This is a genomic window from Rhizobium sp. ZK1, from assembly GCF_047782645.1.
Classification (GTDB): domain Bacteria; phylum Pseudomonadota; class Alphaproteobacteria; order Rhizobiales; family Rhizobiaceae; genus Rhizobium.
The window spans coordinates 1384262-1400277 of record NZ_CP180587.1 but is presented as its reverse complement, the minus strand read 5'-3'; the positions used below and the strand labels follow the sequence as shown (position 1 = coordinate 1400277).

Here is a 16016-nt window from a genome sequence, read left to right as displayed (position 1 = left end):
CTCAGTTTCCAAGAATGCCGGGCAGGCGAAGGCCCTTGTCCTTGGCGCAATCGATGGCGATGTCATAGCCGGCATCGGCATGGCGCATGACACCGGTCGCCGGATCGTTCCAGAGAACATTTCCGAGGCGGCGGGCCGCATCATCGGTGCCGTCGGCGCAAATGACCATGCCGGAATGCTGCGAGAATCCCATGCCGACGCCGCCGCCATGATGCAGCGAGACCCAGGTGGCGCCGGAGGCGGTGTTGAGCAGGGCGTTCAGGAGCGGCCAGTCGGACACGGCATCCGAGCCGTCCTTCATGGCTTCCGTTTCGCGGTTCGGCGAAGCGACGGAACCGGAATCGAGGTGGTCGCGGCCGATGACGACGGGGGCCTTCAGCTCGCCGTTCCTGACCATTTCGTTGAAGGCAAGGCCGAGACGATGACGATCGCCGAGACCGACCCAGCAGATGCGGGCCGGCAGGCCCTGGAAAGCAATGCGTTCCCTGGCCATGTCGAGCCAGTTGTGCAGGTGCTTGTTGTCGGGAAGCAGTTCCTTCACCTTGGCATCGGTCTTGTAGATGTCTTCCGGATCGCCGGAAAGTGCGGCCCAGCGGAACGGCCCGATGCCGCGGCAGAAGAGCGGGCGGATATAGGCCGGTACGAAGCCCGGGAAGGCGAATGCGTTTTCCAGACCCTCGTCCTTGGCGACCTGGCGAATATTGTTGCCATAGTCGAGCGTGGGAACGCCGGCATCCCAGAAGGCGACCATGGCTTCGACATGCGCTTTCATCGAGGCGCGGGCGGCCGCTTCAACGGCCTTCGGATCGCTTTCGCGCTTGGCCCTGGCTTCGGCAACGGTCCAGCCGACCGGCAGGTAGCCGTTGCGTGGATCATGCGCCGAGGTCTGGTCGGTGACGATATCGGGGCGCGGGCCGCCCGCCTTCATGCGGGCCACCAGTTCCGGGAAGATTTCGGCGGCATTGCCGACGAGGCCGACAGATTTTGCTTCGCCGGCTTTGGTCCAGCGCTCGATCTTTTCCAGCGCCTCGTCCAGCGTGTGGGCCTTTTCATCGACATAGCGGGTGCGCAGGCGGAAATCGATGCGGGTTTCGTCGCATTCGACGGCAAGGCAGCAGGCGCCGGCCATGACGGCGGCCAGTGGCTGGGCGCCACCCATGCCGCCGAGACCGCCGGTCAGGATCCACTTACCCCTAAGATTACCATTGTAGTGCTGGCGTCCGGCCTCGACGAAGGTTTCGTAAGTGCCCTGCACGATGCCCTGCGTACCGATATAGATCCACGAACCGGCCGTCATCTGGCCGTACATGGCAAGGCCCTTCTTGTCGAGTTCGTTGAAATGGTCCCAGGTCGCCCAGTGCGGCACGAGATTGGAATTGGCGATCAGCACGCGCGGCGCATCCTTGTGGGTGCGGAAGACGCCGACCGGCTTACCGGACTGCACGAGCAGCGTCTCGTCTTCGTTCAGCGTCTTCAGTGTCGCAGCGATGCGGTCGAAATCGTCCCAGGTGCGCGCGGCGCGGCCGATGCCGCCATAGACGACGAGCTCATGCGGGTTTTCGGCCACATCCGGGTCGAGATTGTTCATAAGCATACGCAGCGGCGCTTCGGTCATCCAGCTTTTGGCGTTCAGCTCATTACCGCGGGGAGCGCGGATTTCGCGGATATTGTGGCGCGGGTTTACGGTCATGATGATGTTCCCTTTTAGTGTTTCAGACCGAGCGCGATCTCCTCGATCCGCGTCAGAATGGATTTGAGGTGAATGCGCAGCTTGTCGGCTTCTTCGCCGTCATAGGCGAAGGGCGGCGCCTCGGTTGCGAGATGCGTGGATTGTGCGAGTTCCATCTGGATGGCATGCACGCCGGTTTCCGGCTTGCCGTAATGGCGCGTCGTCCAGCCGCCTTTGAAGCGACCGTTCAGGATGCTGTCGTAACCTGCGGCAGCCGATGCAATGGCGATGGTCGCCTGCTCGATCGCCGGATCGCAGGTCTTGCCCATATCCGTGCCGATATTGAAATCCGGCAGCTTGCCCTCGAAGAGGAAGGGGATGTGCGAACGGATGGAGTGGCAGTCATAGAGGACGACAATGCCGTGGATGGTTTTCACCCGCTCGATCTCGGCCAGAAGTGCGGCGTGGTAGGGCGCATGAAAATCACGCAGCCGCTGGGCGATATCGGCCTCGGTGGGGGCGGCGCCGTCCTTCCAGATCGCCTTGCCGTCGAAATCGGTCTCGGGAATCAGCCCGGTCGTATTCTGGCCGGGATAGAGGCTCGTGCCGGACGGATCTCTGTTGGCGTCGATCACATAGCGATGGAACGTGGCGCGCACCGTGGTCGGACTGTCGAGCAGGCCGTCATAAAGCTGATGGATATGCCAGTCGGTATCGGCAAGCAGCCGGCCGTTGTCGTTCAGCCGCTCCCAGATATCGGCGGGAACATCGGTACCCGTATGAGGGAAACCGAGGATGACGGGCGAGGTGCCTTGCTTGACTTCGAAAACGGACATGTCAGACCTCCAGAGCGGGCAGGATGCCGCTTGAAACGGATGCGTTGAGGCTACCGCTGGCAATAAGCGTGGCAGCCGCCTTCAGGTCGTTCGCCATATAGCGATCCTCCTCCAGCGAGGGCACGGCAGCACGGATGGCGGAAATCGCCCTCTTGAGTTCGGGGCTGGTCGCGAGTGGTGCGCGAAGCTCCACCCCTTGCGCGGCGCTCAGTGCCTCGATGCCGATGATCGCAAAGAGATTTTCGGTCATCGGCAGGAGGCGGCGCGCGCCATGGCAGGCCATGGAGACATGGTCTTCCTGATTGGCCGAGGTTGGTGTCGAGTCGACGGAGGCCGGATGCGACATCTGCTTGTTCTCGCTCATCAGCGCGGCAGACGTGACCTCGGCGATCATCAGGCCGGAATTCAGACCCGGCTTCTTCGCAAGAAAGGCCGGCAGACCATAGGAGAGGGCGGGATCGACGAGCAGCGCGATGCGGCGCTGGGCGATTGCGCCGATCTCGCAGATCGCAAGCGCGATCTGGTCGGCAGCGAAGGCAACGGGCTCGGCGTGGAAATTGCCGCCTGACACGACGGAATTGTCCGACAGGACCAGCGGATTGTCGGTCACGGCATTGGCTTCGATCTCCAGCGTGCGGGCAACCGAGCGCAACAGATCCAGGCAGGCGCCATCGACCTGCGGCTGGCAGCGGATGCAATAGGGGTCCTGAACGCGCTCGTCACCCTCGATATGGCTCTGGCGGATCGGCGAGTTGTCAAGCAGGGCGCGTAGGGCTGTTGCCGTATCGATCTGGCCGCGATGGCCGCGCAGCGTATGGATATCGGGATGGAACGGGGCGGATGAGCCCATGGCCGCATCTGTGGACATGGCGCCGGTGATCAGCGCCGATTGTGCCGCCCGGTGGGCGCGGAACAGGCCGGCCAGCGCCAACGCCGTCGAGGTCTGCGTGCCGTTGATGAGCGCCAGCCCTTCCTTGGCGGCGAGCACGACGGGTTGCAGCCCGGCTTTGACAAGCGCCGTTGCGCCATGCAGCCGTTCACCGCCAAAGAAGGCTTCGCCATGGCCCATCATCACGGCTGTCATATGGGCAAGCGGTGCAAGATCGCCAGAGGCGCCGACAGAGCCCTTTTCCGGGATGACCGGGATGACGCCGCGCGCCATCATCGCCTCGATCAGCCGCACCAGTTCCAGCCGTACGCCGGAGGCGCCGCGGCCGAGCGAAACGAGCTTCAGCGCCATGATGAGACGCACGACATTTTCCGGCAGGGGATCGCCGACGCCGCAGCAATGAGAGAGGATGAGATTGCGCTGCAGCGTTGCCACATCAGCGCTGTCGATCTTGATCGAGGCGAGTTTGCCGAAGCCGGTATTGATGCCGTAGACCGGCGCATTGCCGGCGGCGATCTCGGCGATGCGGTTGGCCGCCTTGATGATGCCGGCGTCGAAGGACGGGTCGAGCTTGGCCGGAACGCCCGTCCAGTAGATGGTTGCGAGGTCCTGAAGCGAAACGGAACCTGGATGGAGGGTGATGGTCATCGGTCGATCCTCTGGCCCTTGAAAGTATGAGCGTGAAGCGGGTTGAAGCCGATGCGGTAGACGAGCTCGGCAGGGCTCTCGATGTCCCAGATCGCCAGATCAGCGGACTTGCCGGCTTCGATCGTGCCGGTCTCAGTAAGCAGGCCGAGGGCGCGGGCACCTTCGCGGGTCGCGCCGGCGATGCATTCTTCCACCGTCAGTTTGAACAGCGTCGCCGACATGTTCATGGTGAGCAGCAGAGAGGTGAGCGGTGACGTGCCGGGGTTGCAGTCAGTGGCAACAGCGATAGGCACGCCGGCCTGCCGCAGGGCCTGGACCGGCGGCTTCTGCTTTTCGTTGATCGCGTAGAAGGCGCCTGGGAGCAGAACGGCAACCGTGCCGGCTGCCGCCATTGCCCGCGCGCCATCCTCATCCAGATATTCCAGATGATCGGCCGAAAGGGCGCCGTAGGAGGCTGCGAGTTTCGCGCCGCCAAGATTGGAGAGCTGCTCGGCATGAAGCTTGACGGGAATCCCGAGCGCACGGGCCTTGTCGAAGACCCGTGCGATATCATCGACCGAGAATGCGATGCCTTCGCAGAAACCGTCGACAGCATCGACAAGGCCTTCAGCGCGTGCTCGCTCGAGACCCGGCAGGACGACATCGGAAATGTAATCCTGGTTCCGTCCCTTGTATTCGACGGACGTTGCGTGGGCGCCGAGATAGGAGGTGATGACCCGCACCGGCCGGTGGTCTGCGAGTGCGCGGGCGGCGCGCAGCATCTTCAGTTCTGCCTCGATATTGAGCCCGTATCCGGACTTGATCTCGATGGTGGTCAAACCCTCGGAGATCAGCGTGTCGAGCCGCGGGAGCGCAGCCTCGACGAGCCCTTCGACGGACAGTGCGTTGGTCGCCTTCACGGAGGAGACGATGCCGCCTCCGGCACGTGCAATCTCTTCATAGGTCGCGCCTTCGAGCCGCATTTCGAATTCCCGGGCGCGGTTGCCGCCATAGACGATATGGGTGTGACAATCGATGAGGCCGGGCGTGACCCAGCGACCTTCGAGATCGGTAATCTCGGCCGTCTCGATCAGCCAGGACGGCAGCTCGCCTTCCGGCCCGGCAAAAAGGATGCGCCCGCCTTCGTAAACGACGGCGCCTTTTTCGATAATGCCAAGGCCCGGCAGATTCTCCCGCAACGTCGCCAGGCGTGCATTGCGCCAAAGCGAGCGGGCACTGGAATTGCGGCCCGATCCGGAAAATTTGTTCCCACTCATCAGCTTTACGCCTTTCTTTATGGCAGAATATGTATATACATAATCGAAAGGGTGACAAGTAGAAATTTATGGCCTTTCGCATAAAGACAAGCGGACGGATCAACGACGAAACGGGAGAGCGATCATGACGAGACTTCATGCAGCGACGGCTTTGCTGGCCGAGGGCTGGCGCAAGAATGTGCGCCTGACGCTCGCAGACGGCCGGATTGCCGCGATCGAGACCGATGTCGCGCCTGATGCCAGTGACGATCGCCATGCCGTCCTTCTGCCGGCGATGCCGAACCTCCACAGCCATGCCTTTCAGCGGGCGATGGCGGGGCTTGCCGAAGTCCGCGGCCCGGCCAATGACAGCTTCTGGAGCTGGCGCACCGTCATGTACAGGTTCGCCCTGTCGATGACGCCCGATCACGTCGAGGCGGTGGCCGCCAAGCTCTATATGGAAATGCTGGAAGCCGGCTTTTGCCGCGTCGGCGAGTTCCACTATCTGCATCACGATAAGGACGGCAGCCCCTATGCCAATATCGCCGAGATGGCGGAGCGGATCGGTGCGGCGAGTGCTGAAACCGGCATTGGATTGACGCTGCTTCCGGTGCTCTACGCCCATTCCGGTTTCGGCGGGGCAGATCCCATCGAGGGACAGCGCCGCTTTATCAATTCCACCGAAAGTTTTGCGCGGCTGATGGATGGATGCCGGCAGGTCACGGGCAGGCTTTCCGGCGCAGAGATCGGTGTTGCGCCGCACAGCCTGCGAGCCGTCACGCCGGACGAATTGTCCGTCGCAATCGCGCTCGCCGGCAATGGCCCGATCCACATTCATGTCGCCGAACAGGTCAAGGAAGTCGAGGATTGCCTTGCCTGGTCCGGCGCAAGGCCTGTCCAATGGCTGCTTGACCACACGCCGGTCGATCAGCGCTGGTGCCTGATCCACGCAACCCATATGACCGAGAACGAAACGCGCCGTATGGCTAAGAGCGGTGCCATTGCCGGCCTCTGCCCGATTACCGAAGCCAATCTCGGCGATGGGACATTTTCGGCGCCCCTGTTCCTGACGGAGGGTGGGCGCTTCGGCATCGGCTCGGATTCCAACATCCTGATTTCCGTTGCAGAAGAACTTCGCCAGCTCGAATATTCCGAGCGTCTGGCGCTGCGTGCGCGCAATGTCATCGCATCGACGGGTGGCTCCACCGGCCAGGCCCTCTTTGAGCAGGCACTTGCAGGCGGCGGTGAGGCGCTGAAAGCGCCATCGGGCCTTGTCGCCGGGAACTATGCCGACATCGTTTCGCTCGATACCCGCGCCGTTTCCTACCTTTCCGAGGATCGGCTGCTCGATCACTGGATCTTTGCCGGTGGTGTGGCGGTCGACAGCGTCTGGGCGCTCGGCCGAAAGCAGGTCGAAAACGGACGCCATCTGCGACGCGACCTGATCGATCGCCGCTTCGTTGCCGCCATGAACGAGCTGTTGGCGGCATGACGATCTTTCCTCGGCGCTTCCCAGGCGGTACAGCGGGAGAGGAGCCGGAGCGCGACGGATGAATGAACCCAAGGAAACGACCTTACACCAGCGTATCCTCAGCGATATCGAGGGCCGTATCGTCTCGGGCGAATGGCCGCCGGGCTACCGCATTCCGTTCGAAGTGGAATTGACGAAGCAATACGACTGTTCCCGTATGACGGTGAACAAGGCCCTGACCCAGCTGGTGAAGGCGGGTCTCATCGAACGCCGCAAGAAATCCGGCAGTTTCGTCATGCAGCCGCAGGCCCAGGCTGCAGTGCTTGAGATCCACGATATCAAGGCGGAGGTCCAGTCCCTCAATCTCGCCTATTCCTACAAGGTCGCAAAGCGCGTTCGCAGAAAAGCGCAGGCGCAGGACCGCCAGATGCTGGACCTGCAGCAAAATTCGAGCCTCATTGAGGTCATCTGTACGCATTACGCCGGATCGAAGCCATTTTGCCTGGAAAAGAGGTTGATCAACCTTCAAACCGTGCCAGAAGCAGCGGATGAGGAGTTCGAGCATACGGCGCCCGGCCCGTGGCTTCTGAGCCAGGTTCCCTGGAGTGCCGCCGAGCATAAGATCTTCGCCATTGGTATTGATGAAGACGAAGGAGCCATGCTTTCCATCCCCGAGGCAACGGCCTGTCTCGTCGTCGAACGACGCACCTGGAACAAGTCCGGGCCGGTGACGCATGTGCGCTTCGTCTATCCCGGAAATCGACATGCGCTCTACGCGCGCTTTACCCCAGAAACAGTGAAATAGATTTGATTTTCAATTGAAAAAGCGTCCGGTCACCTCGTATGACCGAACGCCTGTTGTTGCCGCCGCAATGGGTCGACGGTTTCCAATAGAAGGCGATTTTCCTGACGTCAACATCTCTAGAACAGGGGTATTGCGAAAGTCGATGCCTACAAGCAAATGATGGATGATCACGGTCCGGCTGTTTCGATATGTTTGAAGATTATCTCTGCTTCTTGCTGAATTGCGTTCAGCAAGAGCCAAGCCGCGATTGGTCCGGTCGACAGAAGCAAGAATCGAAAAAAGCGGCTGTGCCAGCGCAAGGCGTTTAAGCTTCTTGGGCTTCCGGAATGAGCGGCGGCACCTGGATGACGACAGGTTTATTCGCCCCGGATTCGATGAGCTCGAACACTTTCGTCAGCATGCCCGGTACATCCTGGCGCACCATCTCGATGCCATTGCCGAGCAGGGTGACGAAAGGGTCCCAGTCGAAGCAGCCGAGGACCAGGGTGCGGTCGTCGAGGTGACCGGAGCGGCGGATCCAGCGCATGACGCCTTCGAGGGAGATCGTCGAGTTGACGAACATGCCTTTCGGCAGGGCATCGCCGCCAAGGGCACGCTCGTCCAGCGCCTTTTCGGCTTTTTCCGGCGCGTAACCACAGGCGAGGATATTCTCCTCGTGAACGGCAACGCCGAGATCCGCATGTGCCTCTCGGAATCCGCGGATACGTTCGGCCGTGTTGTGATCGCTGCCGCGGCCACCGATGAAGAGCAGAGGTTCCATCTTGCCCAGCCGCTGCTCGCTGTTTTTCAAAATACGGCGCGTCAGCTCCCGCGCGCCGGCAAAATTGTCCGAGATGACCGAGGGGGCGAGCGTCCCGGGCAGGTCGAGATTGAGGCTGCGCACACCGGCCGCCGCACACATTTCAGTGATCCGGTCGGGATCGGTCGCGCCTGTCGCGATCAGGCATTCGACCTGATAGGAGAGCATGGTGCGCGCCGCCTCGACCTCCAGCTGAGGATCGCGCCGCGTGCAGGTGATGATCGGGAAGAGGCCGCGCGCACGCGCCATGTCTTCGAAGGTTTCGACGATCGAGCCGAAATAGCGATTATCGTATTTCGGCACGATCATGCCGATGATGTGGGATTTTTCACGCCGCAGCAGGCTCGCCTGCATGTTCAGCGCATAACCCTGCTCCTCGGCGATCCGCATGATCTTTTCGGCGAGCTGAACACTGATCCTGCGCTTCTTCCAGTTGCCGTTGAGCACGGCGCTGACGGCGCTCGCCGATGTGCCGGCAAGCTCCGCCAGGTCGTAAATCGTCGTGCGCTTCGTCTGCTTCACCTGATTCAAAATGTCCCTCTCCGTTTGGGCTAACTTGACATCAAACGATAGAAGTGGCAATTCTTGCTTCATCGATTGAGCAAGCTTGCGCAATCGATGATACAAGCCGGCAGTGAAAAGTTGGCGCAGGGAGGTATTTCTAAGAAGCTGCGGAGAGACTGTGCTTTTGCAGGGCGCTTTGCTCGTCGTTTTCATGGCAGCGAAGGCGGCGGCGAGCGGGCGAACCGTGGTGACTTCCAGCAATGCCTGGGCCTGTCTTTTAATCACACCAAGGAGGAGAAAATGAATTATCGCAATTTGCTTATGGCCTCAGTGACCGTTTTCATGGGTCTTGCCGGTGCCGCCTCGGCTCAGGAAGCTGCGACCGTCGCTTTCCTGATGCCCGACCAGGCATCCACCCGCTATGAGCAGCACGACTTTCCCGGCTTCAAGGCCGAGATGGAAAAGCTGTGCCCGAAGTGCACCGTGATCTATCAGAACGCCAACGCTGATGCCTCTCTGCAGCAGCAGCAGTTCAACTCGGTGATCGCCCAGGGCGCCAAGGTCGTCGTTCTCGACCCCGTCGATTCGGCCGCTGCCGCCGGTCTCGTCGAGATCGCCCAATCCCAGGACGTGAAGGTCATCGCCTATGACCGCCCGATCCCGGACAAGCCGGCCGATTATTACGTTTCTTTCGACAATGAAGGCATCGGCTATGCGATTGCCAAGTCGCTCGTCGAGCATCTGAAGGCTTCGGGCGTTGCCGATGGCGCGGGTGTGCTCGAAATCAACGGCTCGCCGACCGATGCGGCCGCCGGCCTGATCCGCGACGGTATCCATCGCGGCCTCAAGGAATCGGCCTATAAGACGCTTGCCGAATATGACACGCCGGAATGGGCGCCGCCGAAGGCACAGGAATGGGCTGCCGGCCAGATCACCCGCTTCGGCGCCGACATCAAGGGTGTCGTCGCTGCCAATGACGGCACTGCCGGTGGTGCGATTGCCGCCTTCAAGGCCGCCGGCGTGAAGCCGGTTCCGCCGGTCACCGGCAATGATGCGACGATCGCGGCCCTTCAGCTCATTATTTCCGGCGACCAGTACAACACGATTTCGAAACCATCCGAAATCGTCGCGGCAGCCGCCGCTAATGTTGCTGTGCAAATGATCAAGGGCGAAAAGCCGGAAGCCAAGACGACGCTCTACAATACGCCGTCGCAGCTCTTCATCCCCGCCGTCGTGACCGCCGAGAACATCAAGGCCGAAATCTTCGACAAGAAGATCCAGACGCCTGAGCAGATCTGCACCGGCGAATATGCCGAAGGCTGCAAGAAGCTTGGCATCACCAACTAAACGCGCTTGAGTGAGCTCCGGCCGCGCCTGTTGCGGCCGGATGCCCCCATGGCAAGAAGGACTGCCCCCATGAGCAGGGACGTGAAGGATATGCCGGAGAAGAGTCAGACGATCCTCCGGTTGAGCAATATTTCCAAGAATTTCGGCGCGGTGTCGGCGCTGACCGATATCGAGCTCGAAGTGAAAGCTGGCGAAGTCGTGGCGCTGGTCGGCGATAACGGTGCCGGCAAGTCGACGCTGATCAAGGTTCTGGCCGGCGTGCATCAACCTTCTTCAGGAACGATCGAATTTTGCGGCCAGAACGTCACGCTGGATAGTCCGGGCAGAGCGTTGGAACTCGGCATTGCCACCGTCTTCCAGGATTTGGCACTCTGCGAAAACCTTGATGTCGTGGCCAACCTCTTCCTCGGCCATGAAATCTCTCCCTGGGGCCTCGATGAGGTCGCCATGGAAGTGCGCGCCTGGACGCTGCTGAGGGAACTTGCCGCCCGCATCCCCTCGGTGCGCGAGCCGATCGCCTCGCTCTCGGGCGGCCAGCGCCAGACAGTCGCCATCGCCCGCTCACTGCTGCTCGATCCGAAGATCATCATGCTCGACGAACCGACCGCAGCTCTCGGCGTCGCCCAGACTGCCGAAGTATTGAACCTCATCGAGCGGGTACGCGAACGCGGCCTCGGGGTCATCATCATCAGCCATAATATGGAAGACGTGCGTGCCGTTGCCGACCGCATCGTCGTGCTGCGCCTCGGGCGCAACAACGGCGTCTTCACGCCCGATTCGTCCAATCAGGAACTCGTCGCGGCCATTACCGGCGCCACCGAAAACGCGGTCTCCCGGCGGATCGAGCGCAAGACGGGCGCTGCCCACGAAACCAGCGGGAGGCCCGCATGAGCCAGAAGATGTCAGAGACTATCCGCCAGCCGGCCGCCCTCGACCGCAGTGATGAGCGCGTACGCCATGACGACAACATTATGGGCATGACCAAGGCCTTCTTCGACCGCGTACGCTCGGGCGATCTCGGCATGCTGCCGGTTTTCGTCGGTTTGATCGTCATTTCGACGGTCTTTTCGCTGCTCAATCCGGTATTTCTCGCGCCGAACAATCTCGTCAACCTGCTGTTTGATTGTGCCACCGTCGGGGTGATCTCGCTCGGCATCGTCTGCGTGCTGATGCTCGGCGAAATCGACCTCTCGGTCGGCTCTATGAGCGGGCTTTCCTCCGCCATTCTCGGCGTACTCTGGGTTAATATGGGCTGGCCGATTCCGCTCGCGATCCTGGTTGCGATTGCTGCCGGCATCGTCGTCGGCTCGCTCTATGCGGTGCTTTATAACAGGCTCGGCATGCCGAGTTTCGTCGCCACGCTTGCCGGCCTGCTCGCGCTGCTCGGCATGCAGCTCTATATCCTTGGACCGACAGGCAGCATCAATCTGCCCTATGCCTCGCCACTCGTCCGCTTCGGACAGATCCTGGTCATGCCCGACTGGCTGTCCTATCTGCTGGCCCTGTTGCCGGGTATCACCCTTGTCGTCAACGAATTGCGCAAGCGCCGCCAGCGCCAAGCTTCGAATCTCTCTTCGCCACCGGTCGGTGCGCTCGCGATCAAGGCAATCGTGCTGACAGCAGCTCTCGAATTTGCCGTCTATTATCTCAATCTCGGCCGAGGCGTGCCGTGGATGTTCGGCCTCTTCGTCGCCATCGCCGTGATCCTGAATTATGCGCTGACCCGCACCAAATGGGGCCGCTCGATGTTTGCCGTCGGCGGCAATCGCGAAGCGGCGCGCCGCGCCGGCATTAATGTGCGCCGCATCTATTTGAGCGCCTTCGTCCTCTGCTCGACGCTTGCCACGATCGGCGGCATTCTATCGGCCTCGCGGCTTGCCTCCTCCAGCCAGCAGGCCGGCACGGGTGATGTGAACCTCAACGCAATCGCGGCAGCGGTCATTGGCGGCACCAGCCTCTTCGGCGGCCGTGGCAGCGCCTATTCGGCCCTGCTCGGCATCATCGTCATCCAGGCGATTTCCAACGGGCTGACGCTTCTCAATCTGAGCTCGTCGCTTCGTTACATGATCACAGGCGCGGTTTTGGCGATCGCCGTCATCGTCGATTCGCTTGCCCGCCGGTCCCGCGTCAGCCACGGCCGCGCCTGATTAGACATTCTCAAGGAGTATTCGCATGACTGATCTCATGAAAGGCAAGGTTGCCGCCATCACCGGTGCAGCGTCGGGTATCGGCCTGGAATGCGCCCGTACGCTTCATGCCGAAGGCGCAACTGTCGTGCTCGTCGATCGTGCCAAGGACAAGCTTGAGGCGCTTTGCAAGGAGATCGGCGAGGGTGCCCTGCCGCTCGTCGTCGATCTTCTCGACGGTCCACAGGTCTCCGGCATGCTGCCGCGCATTCTGGAATTGGCCGGCCGTCTCGATATTTTCCACGCCAATGCCGGTGCCTATATCGGCGGCCCGGTCGCTGAAGGCGATCCGGATGCCTGGGACCGGATGCTCAACCTTAACATCAATGCGGCCTTCCGCTCGGTCCATGCGGTGCTGCCGCACATGATCGCGCAGAAGTCCGGCGACATTCTCTTCACGAGTTCGATCGCTGGCGTCGTGCCCGTCGTCTGGGAGCCGATCTATACGGCGTCGAAATTTGCCGTTCAGGCTTTCGTGCACTCCACCCGCCGCCAGGTCGCCCAGCATGGCGTGCGTGTCGGCGCGGTGCTGCCGGGTCCGGTCGTCACAGCCCTGCTCGACGATTGGCCGAAGGCCAAAATGGAAGAGGCGCTTGCCAATGGCAGCCTGATGCAGCCAAAGGAGGTGGCCGATGCCGTGCTGTTCATGTTGTCGCGGCCGCGCAATGTGACGGTCCGCGATCTGGTCATCCTGCCGAACAGCGTCGACCTCTGAGGTTGACAGGTTCGGTTCCGGATTGCTCCAGAGCAATTCCAGCAAAAGTGTGTAGCGGTCTTGCGTCCGGAATTGCGTGAAAACAAAGAGAGCATTTCCGTTATCGGAAGAAAACGGAAATGCTCTAGAAACCTGATATTGCCGATTTGAATCGAGAGATCATGAGCGACACTTCACACACGTCAGGAGCGGGTGCCAAACATGTCATCGGCGTCGATGTCGGCACCGGCAGCGCCCGTGCGGGCCTGTTCGACCTCAATGGCCGGATGCTTGCCTCCGCCAAGCGGGATATCACGCTCTTTCATGAGGCCGGCTCGATCGTCGAGCAGTCGAGCACCGAGATCTGGGCGGCCGTCTGTGCTGCCGTCCGCGAGGTCGTTGCCGCAAGCGGCATCGATCCGGCATCCGTGGCGGGTCTCGGTTTTGACGCGACCTGCTCGCTTGTCGTGCTGGGCGAGGGGGGCAGGCCGCTTCCCGTCGGTCCGTCCGAAGATCCGGACCGCAACATCATCGTCTGGATGGACCATCGTGCCGTTCCTCAGGCGGAGCGTATCAACGCGCTCGGCCATGACGTACTGCGTTATGTCGGCGGCCGCATCTCGCCTGAGATGGAAACGCCGAAGATTCTGTGGCTCAAGGAAAATCGCCCACAGATCTTCGATACCACCTGGCAGTTTTTCGATCTCGCGGACTTTCTCACCTGGCGGGCGACAGGCGATCTGTCGCGCTCCACATGCACGGTCACCTGCAAATGGACCTATCTTGCCCATGAGAAGCGGTGGGATGCGTCCTATTTCCACCAGATCGGTCTCGGCGTGCTGGCCGACGAGGGCTTCGCCCGCATCGGCCAGGCGATCGTCGAGCCAGGTTCTGCAGTCGGCCAGGGCCTGACTGCAGCTGCAGCCGAGGAACTTGGCCTTACTGCGGGAACGGCGGTTGCTGCCGGCCTGATCGATGCCCATGCGGGCGGGATCGGAACCGTTGGTATTGGCGCCGGCCCACAGGCCAATCTCGGCTATGTCTTCGGCACCTCCTCCTGCACCATGACCTCGACATCAGAGCCTGCCTTCGTGCCCGGCGTCTGGGGTCCCTATTATTCGGCCATGGTGCCGGGCATGTGGTTGAACGAAGGCGGCCAGAGCGCAGCAGGTGCGGCGATCGACCACCTGCTTTCCTTCCATCCGGCTGCCGCCGAGGCGCGGGAACTGTCGAAGCGTAATGGTGTTCCCCTGCCGGTGCTGCTGGCGGATAGGGCGGCGCAAAAGGCGGGTCAGCCCTCGGATGCCGTCAAGCTTGTCGCTGGTCTGCATGTCGTTCCGGAATTCCTTGGTAATCGCGCCCCCTTTGCCGATCCGCATGCCCGTGCCGTCATCGCCGGCCTTGATATGGAAAGAGATATCGACAGCCTTGTTTCGCTTTATGTCGCCGGTCTCTGCGGCATCGGCTATGGCCTGAGGCAGATCATCGACACGCAGGCCGATGCCGGCGTGAGCGTCGAAAACATCGTCATCAGCGGCGGCGCCGGCCAGCATGATTTCGTTCGGCAGCTCCTTGCCGACGCCAGCGGCAAGCCTGTTATCGCGACAACGGCCGAGGAGCCCGTTCTGCTGGGCGCTGCTATCCTCGGCGCTGTTGCCGGCGGTCTGTTTACGGATATGCGTGCGGCGATGACGAAACTCTCGGCAGCCGAGGTCACCTATCAACCGACGCAAGATGTGGTCGCCGATCTTCATGCCAAGCGCTACGAGGGCTTCAAGCAACTTCAGGCGCTGACGCGCACCTTGCGGCAATTCTGACACGGTGACTGCCGCCGGCCGCCGATGGTTCACGGCCAGGCGGCAAAGGATGGCGCGACACCTTTTTCCGATTGAGCAGCGATCCTGCGACGGTAGGCGCCCGGCGGTTCGCCGGTGCGGCTTTTGAAGAACCGGTTGAAATAGCCGGGATCGCGAAAGCCGAGCCCGAAGCCGATCTGTTCGACCGATTGTTCCGATTGCCCGAGCCGCAGCTTGGCTTCGGCAATCAGTCGTCCATGGATCAGTTCCATCGGGCTTCGCCCGGTTCCGGCGATGCAGGCCCGGTGGAGAGTGTCGTAGGTAATGCCCAAGGCGTGGGCGATATCGGTAATCGCCGGCTGCTCGCGATAGCGCAGTTCGACGATCTGCCTGAAGCGTTGCAGCGTGGTTGCGCCGGTGCCTGACGTCGTCATCGGAGCCAACGCGCCGGAGGCTCGCCACATCAGCAGCAACAGCACTGAGAAGTAGGCGCCGACAACGGCCGCCCCTCCCGGAAGATGGTGCAGCCCCTCTTCGCTCATCATCTCGAAGGCGCGGCCGATATCGCCAGCATGGTCAGCAAGATTTTCGCTTCGAGCCACGACAACCCGCTCGATCATGTCGTGCAGCTGTACGGCAGCCGGGCTATCGCCCACCATTCTCCAGACAAAGTCTTCGGCAGCCGACAGCATCGCCCCCTCGCTGCCGGCAGCCAGAACGAATGTTCCCGAGACCCGTCGCGGCAGCCAGAGCGCGGCGGGTGCGGGAAGCTCGAGCTCCTCCTGGCCGTTGATGGACAACGTCGCCCGGCCGCGCGAGACGAAGAAGGCTTGATAGAAGGGGCGGCTGCCGCTGGCGCCGAGGCTCCAGGTCTGACTGCCGAGGCCGGCGGCAATCATTGAAGCCGTGACCGAAAGCGCCGGCGCATCGAGCAGTTTTTCAGCCATGACGAACCTCAGCATTAGATCCGGTCGCGCAGTGCTATTCTTGCGCCGGAAATCATGGAAAAGTGCAACAAACTGCCAGAAAAATCCATTCAATTTCCCGGGCGATTGGTTCCTATTGAATGCTGAGGAGAGCCTGACATTCAGGCGATAGGGGCGAGGAACTTCCAATGAAAAACGTCGATCTCTTGGC

General features: G+C 61.5%; 13 protein-coding genes. 7 read left to right on the top strand and 6 right to left on the bottom strand.

Annotated features, from left to right (window positions below; translation table 11 throughout):
* Position 1 precedes the first annotated feature (1 nt).
* Genes hutU through hutI form a run of 4 tightly spaced genes read right to left on the bottom strand, consistent with a single transcriptional unit; the run spans position 2 to position 5298 of the window.
* Positions 2–1690, bottom strand: coding sequence for a urocanate hydratase (hutU, locus tag ACK9YZ_RS29005; protein WP_416067031.1), 1689 nt, complete (start codon positions 1688–1690; stop codon positions 2–4).
* Between the two features lie 14 nt (positions 1691–1704).
* Complete coding sequence (gene hutG / locus ACK9YZ_RS29000) at positions 1705–2505, bottom strand: N-formylglutamate deformylase (RefSeq protein WP_416067030.1); 801 nt, start codon at positions 2503–2505, stop codon at positions 1705–1707.
* A gap of 1 nt (position 2506) precedes the next feature.
* Positions 2507–4042, bottom strand: a complete 1536-nt coding sequence (hutH, locus tag ACK9YZ_RS28995; protein WP_416067029.1) for a histidine ammonia-lyase — start codon at positions 4040–4042, stop codon at positions 2507–2509.
* Positions 4039–5298 carry an imidazolonepropionase gene (gene hutI / locus ACK9YZ_RS28990; protein WP_216760243.1) on the bottom strand — a complete coding sequence of 420 codons (1260 nt, stop codon included), beginning with the start codon at positions 5296–5298 and terminating at the stop codon, positions 4039–4041. The genes hutH and hutI overlap by 4 nt, the downstream gene beginning before the upstream one ends.
* 124 nt (positions 5299–5422) lie before the next feature.
* Here hutI and ACK9YZ_RS28985 point away from each other — a divergent pair, with 124 nt between their 5' ends.
* Together ACK9YZ_RS28985 and hutC are read left to right on the top strand one after the other, a co-directional pair.
* Positions 5423–6769, top strand: coding sequence for a formimidoylglutamate deiminase (locus ACK9YZ_RS28985; protein ID WP_416067028.1), 1347 nt, complete (start codon positions 5423–5425; stop codon positions 6767–6769).
* A 58-nt stretch (positions 6770–6827) separates the two neighbouring features.
* A complete protein-coding gene (gene hutC, locus ACK9YZ_RS28980; RefSeq protein WP_416067027.1) occupies positions 6828–7553 on the top strand; it encodes a histidine utilization repressor in 726 nt (241 codons plus the stop codon).
* A 304-nt stretch (positions 7554–7857) separates the two neighbouring features.
* Here the strand turns inward: hutC and ACK9YZ_RS28975 are convergent, their stop codons facing one another.
* A complete protein-coding gene (locus ACK9YZ_RS28975; protein ID WP_216760246.1) occupies positions 7858–8883 on the bottom strand; it encodes a substrate-binding domain-containing protein in 1026 nt (341 codons plus the stop codon).
* 273 nt (positions 8884–9156) lie between these two features.
* Between ACK9YZ_RS28975 and ACK9YZ_RS28970 the strand changes: the two genes are divergently transcribed.
* From ACK9YZ_RS28970 to ACK9YZ_RS28950, 5 genes are all read left to right on the top strand, one after another.
* Positions 9157–10203: a sugar ABC transporter substrate-binding protein gene (locus tag ACK9YZ_RS28970; protein WP_416067026.1), complete on the top strand. Its 1047-nt coding sequence runs from the start codon at positions 9157–9159 to the stop codon at positions 10201–10203.
* A 69-nt stretch (positions 10204–10272) separates the two neighbouring features.
* The gene (locus ACK9YZ_RS28965) at positions 10273–11094 is read left to right on the top strand and encodes an ATP-binding cassette domain-containing protein (protein WP_416067025.1); all 822 of its coding nucleotides are present in this window, start codon (positions 10273–10275) and stop codon (positions 11092–11094) included.
* Positions 11091–12350 carry a sugar ABC transporter permease gene (locus tag ACK9YZ_RS28960; RefSeq protein WP_416067024.1) on the top strand — a complete coding sequence of 420 codons (1260 nt, stop codon included), beginning with the start codon at positions 11091–11093 and terminating at the stop codon, positions 12348–12350. Before ACK9YZ_RS28965 ends, ACK9YZ_RS28960 begins: the two co-directional genes overlap by 4 nt.
* Positions 12351–12375: 25 nt before the next feature.
* A complete protein-coding gene (locus tag ACK9YZ_RS28955; protein WP_216760249.1) occupies positions 12376–13104 on the top strand; it encodes an SDR family oxidoreductase in 729 nt (242 codons plus the stop codon).
* Positions 13105–13265: 161 nt separating this feature from the next.
* The gene (locus ACK9YZ_RS28950) at positions 13266–14900 is read left to right on the top strand and encodes an FGGY-family carbohydrate kinase (protein WP_216760250.1); all 1635 of its coding nucleotides are present in this window, start codon (positions 13266–13268) and stop codon (positions 14898–14900) included.
* Between the two features lie 29 nt (positions 14901–14929).
* On the opposite strand, the gene ACK9YZ_RS28945 is transcribed toward ACK9YZ_RS28950, so the two are convergent.
* Positions 14930–15826, bottom strand: coding sequence for an AraC family transcriptional regulator (locus ACK9YZ_RS28945; protein WP_416067023.1), 897 nt, complete (start codon positions 15824–15826; stop codon positions 14930–14932).
* Positions 15827–16016: the final 190 nt, after the last annotated feature.

Excerpts from the sequence above, each read along its gene's own strand:
- hutU (WP_416067031.1), bottom strand. The coding sequence starts at position 1,690 with ATGACCGTAAACCCGCGCCACAATATCCGCGAAATCCGCGCTCCCCGC.
- hutG (WP_416067030.1), bottom strand. The coding sequence starts at position 2,505 with ATGTCCGTTTTCGAAGTCAAGCAAGGCACCTCGCCCGTCATCCTCGGT.
- hutH (WP_416067029.1), bottom strand. The coding sequence starts at position 4,042 with ATGACCATCACCCTCCATCCAGGTTCCGTTTCGCTTCAGGACCTCGCA.
- hutI (WP_216760243.1), bottom strand. The coding sequence starts at position 5,298 with ATGAGTGGGAACAAATTTTCCGGATCGGGCCGCAATTCCAGTGCCCGC.
- ACK9YZ_RS28985 (WP_416067028.1), top strand. The coding sequence starts at position 5,423 with ATGACGAGACTTCATGCAGCGACGGCTTTGCTGGCCGAGGGCTGGCGC.
- hutC (WP_416067027.1), top strand. The coding sequence starts at position 6,828 with ATGAATGAACCCAAGGAAACGACCTTACACCAGCGTATCCTCAGCGAT.
- ACK9YZ_RS28970 (WP_416067026.1), top strand. The coding sequence starts at position 9,157 with ATGAATTATCGCAATTTGCTTATGGCCTCAGTGACCGTTTTCATGGGT.
- ACK9YZ_RS28965 (WP_416067025.1), top strand. The coding sequence starts at position 10,273 with ATGAGCAGGGACGTGAAGGATATGCCGGAGAAGAGTCAGACGATCCTC.
- ACK9YZ_RS28960 (WP_416067024.1), top strand. The coding sequence starts at position 11,091 with ATGAGCCAGAAGATGTCAGAGACTATCCGCCAGCCGGCCGCCCTCGAC.
- ACK9YZ_RS28955 (WP_216760249.1), top strand. The coding sequence starts at position 12,376 with ATGACTGATCTCATGAAAGGCAAGGTTGCCGCCATCACCGGTGCAGCG.
- ACK9YZ_RS28950 (WP_216760250.1), top strand. The coding sequence starts at position 13,266 with ATGAGCGACACTTCACACACGTCAGGAGCGGGTGCCAAACATGTCATC.
- ACK9YZ_RS28945 (WP_416067023.1), bottom strand. The coding sequence starts at position 15,826 with ATGGCTGAAAAACTGCTCGATGCGCCGGCGCTTTCGGTCACGGCTTCA.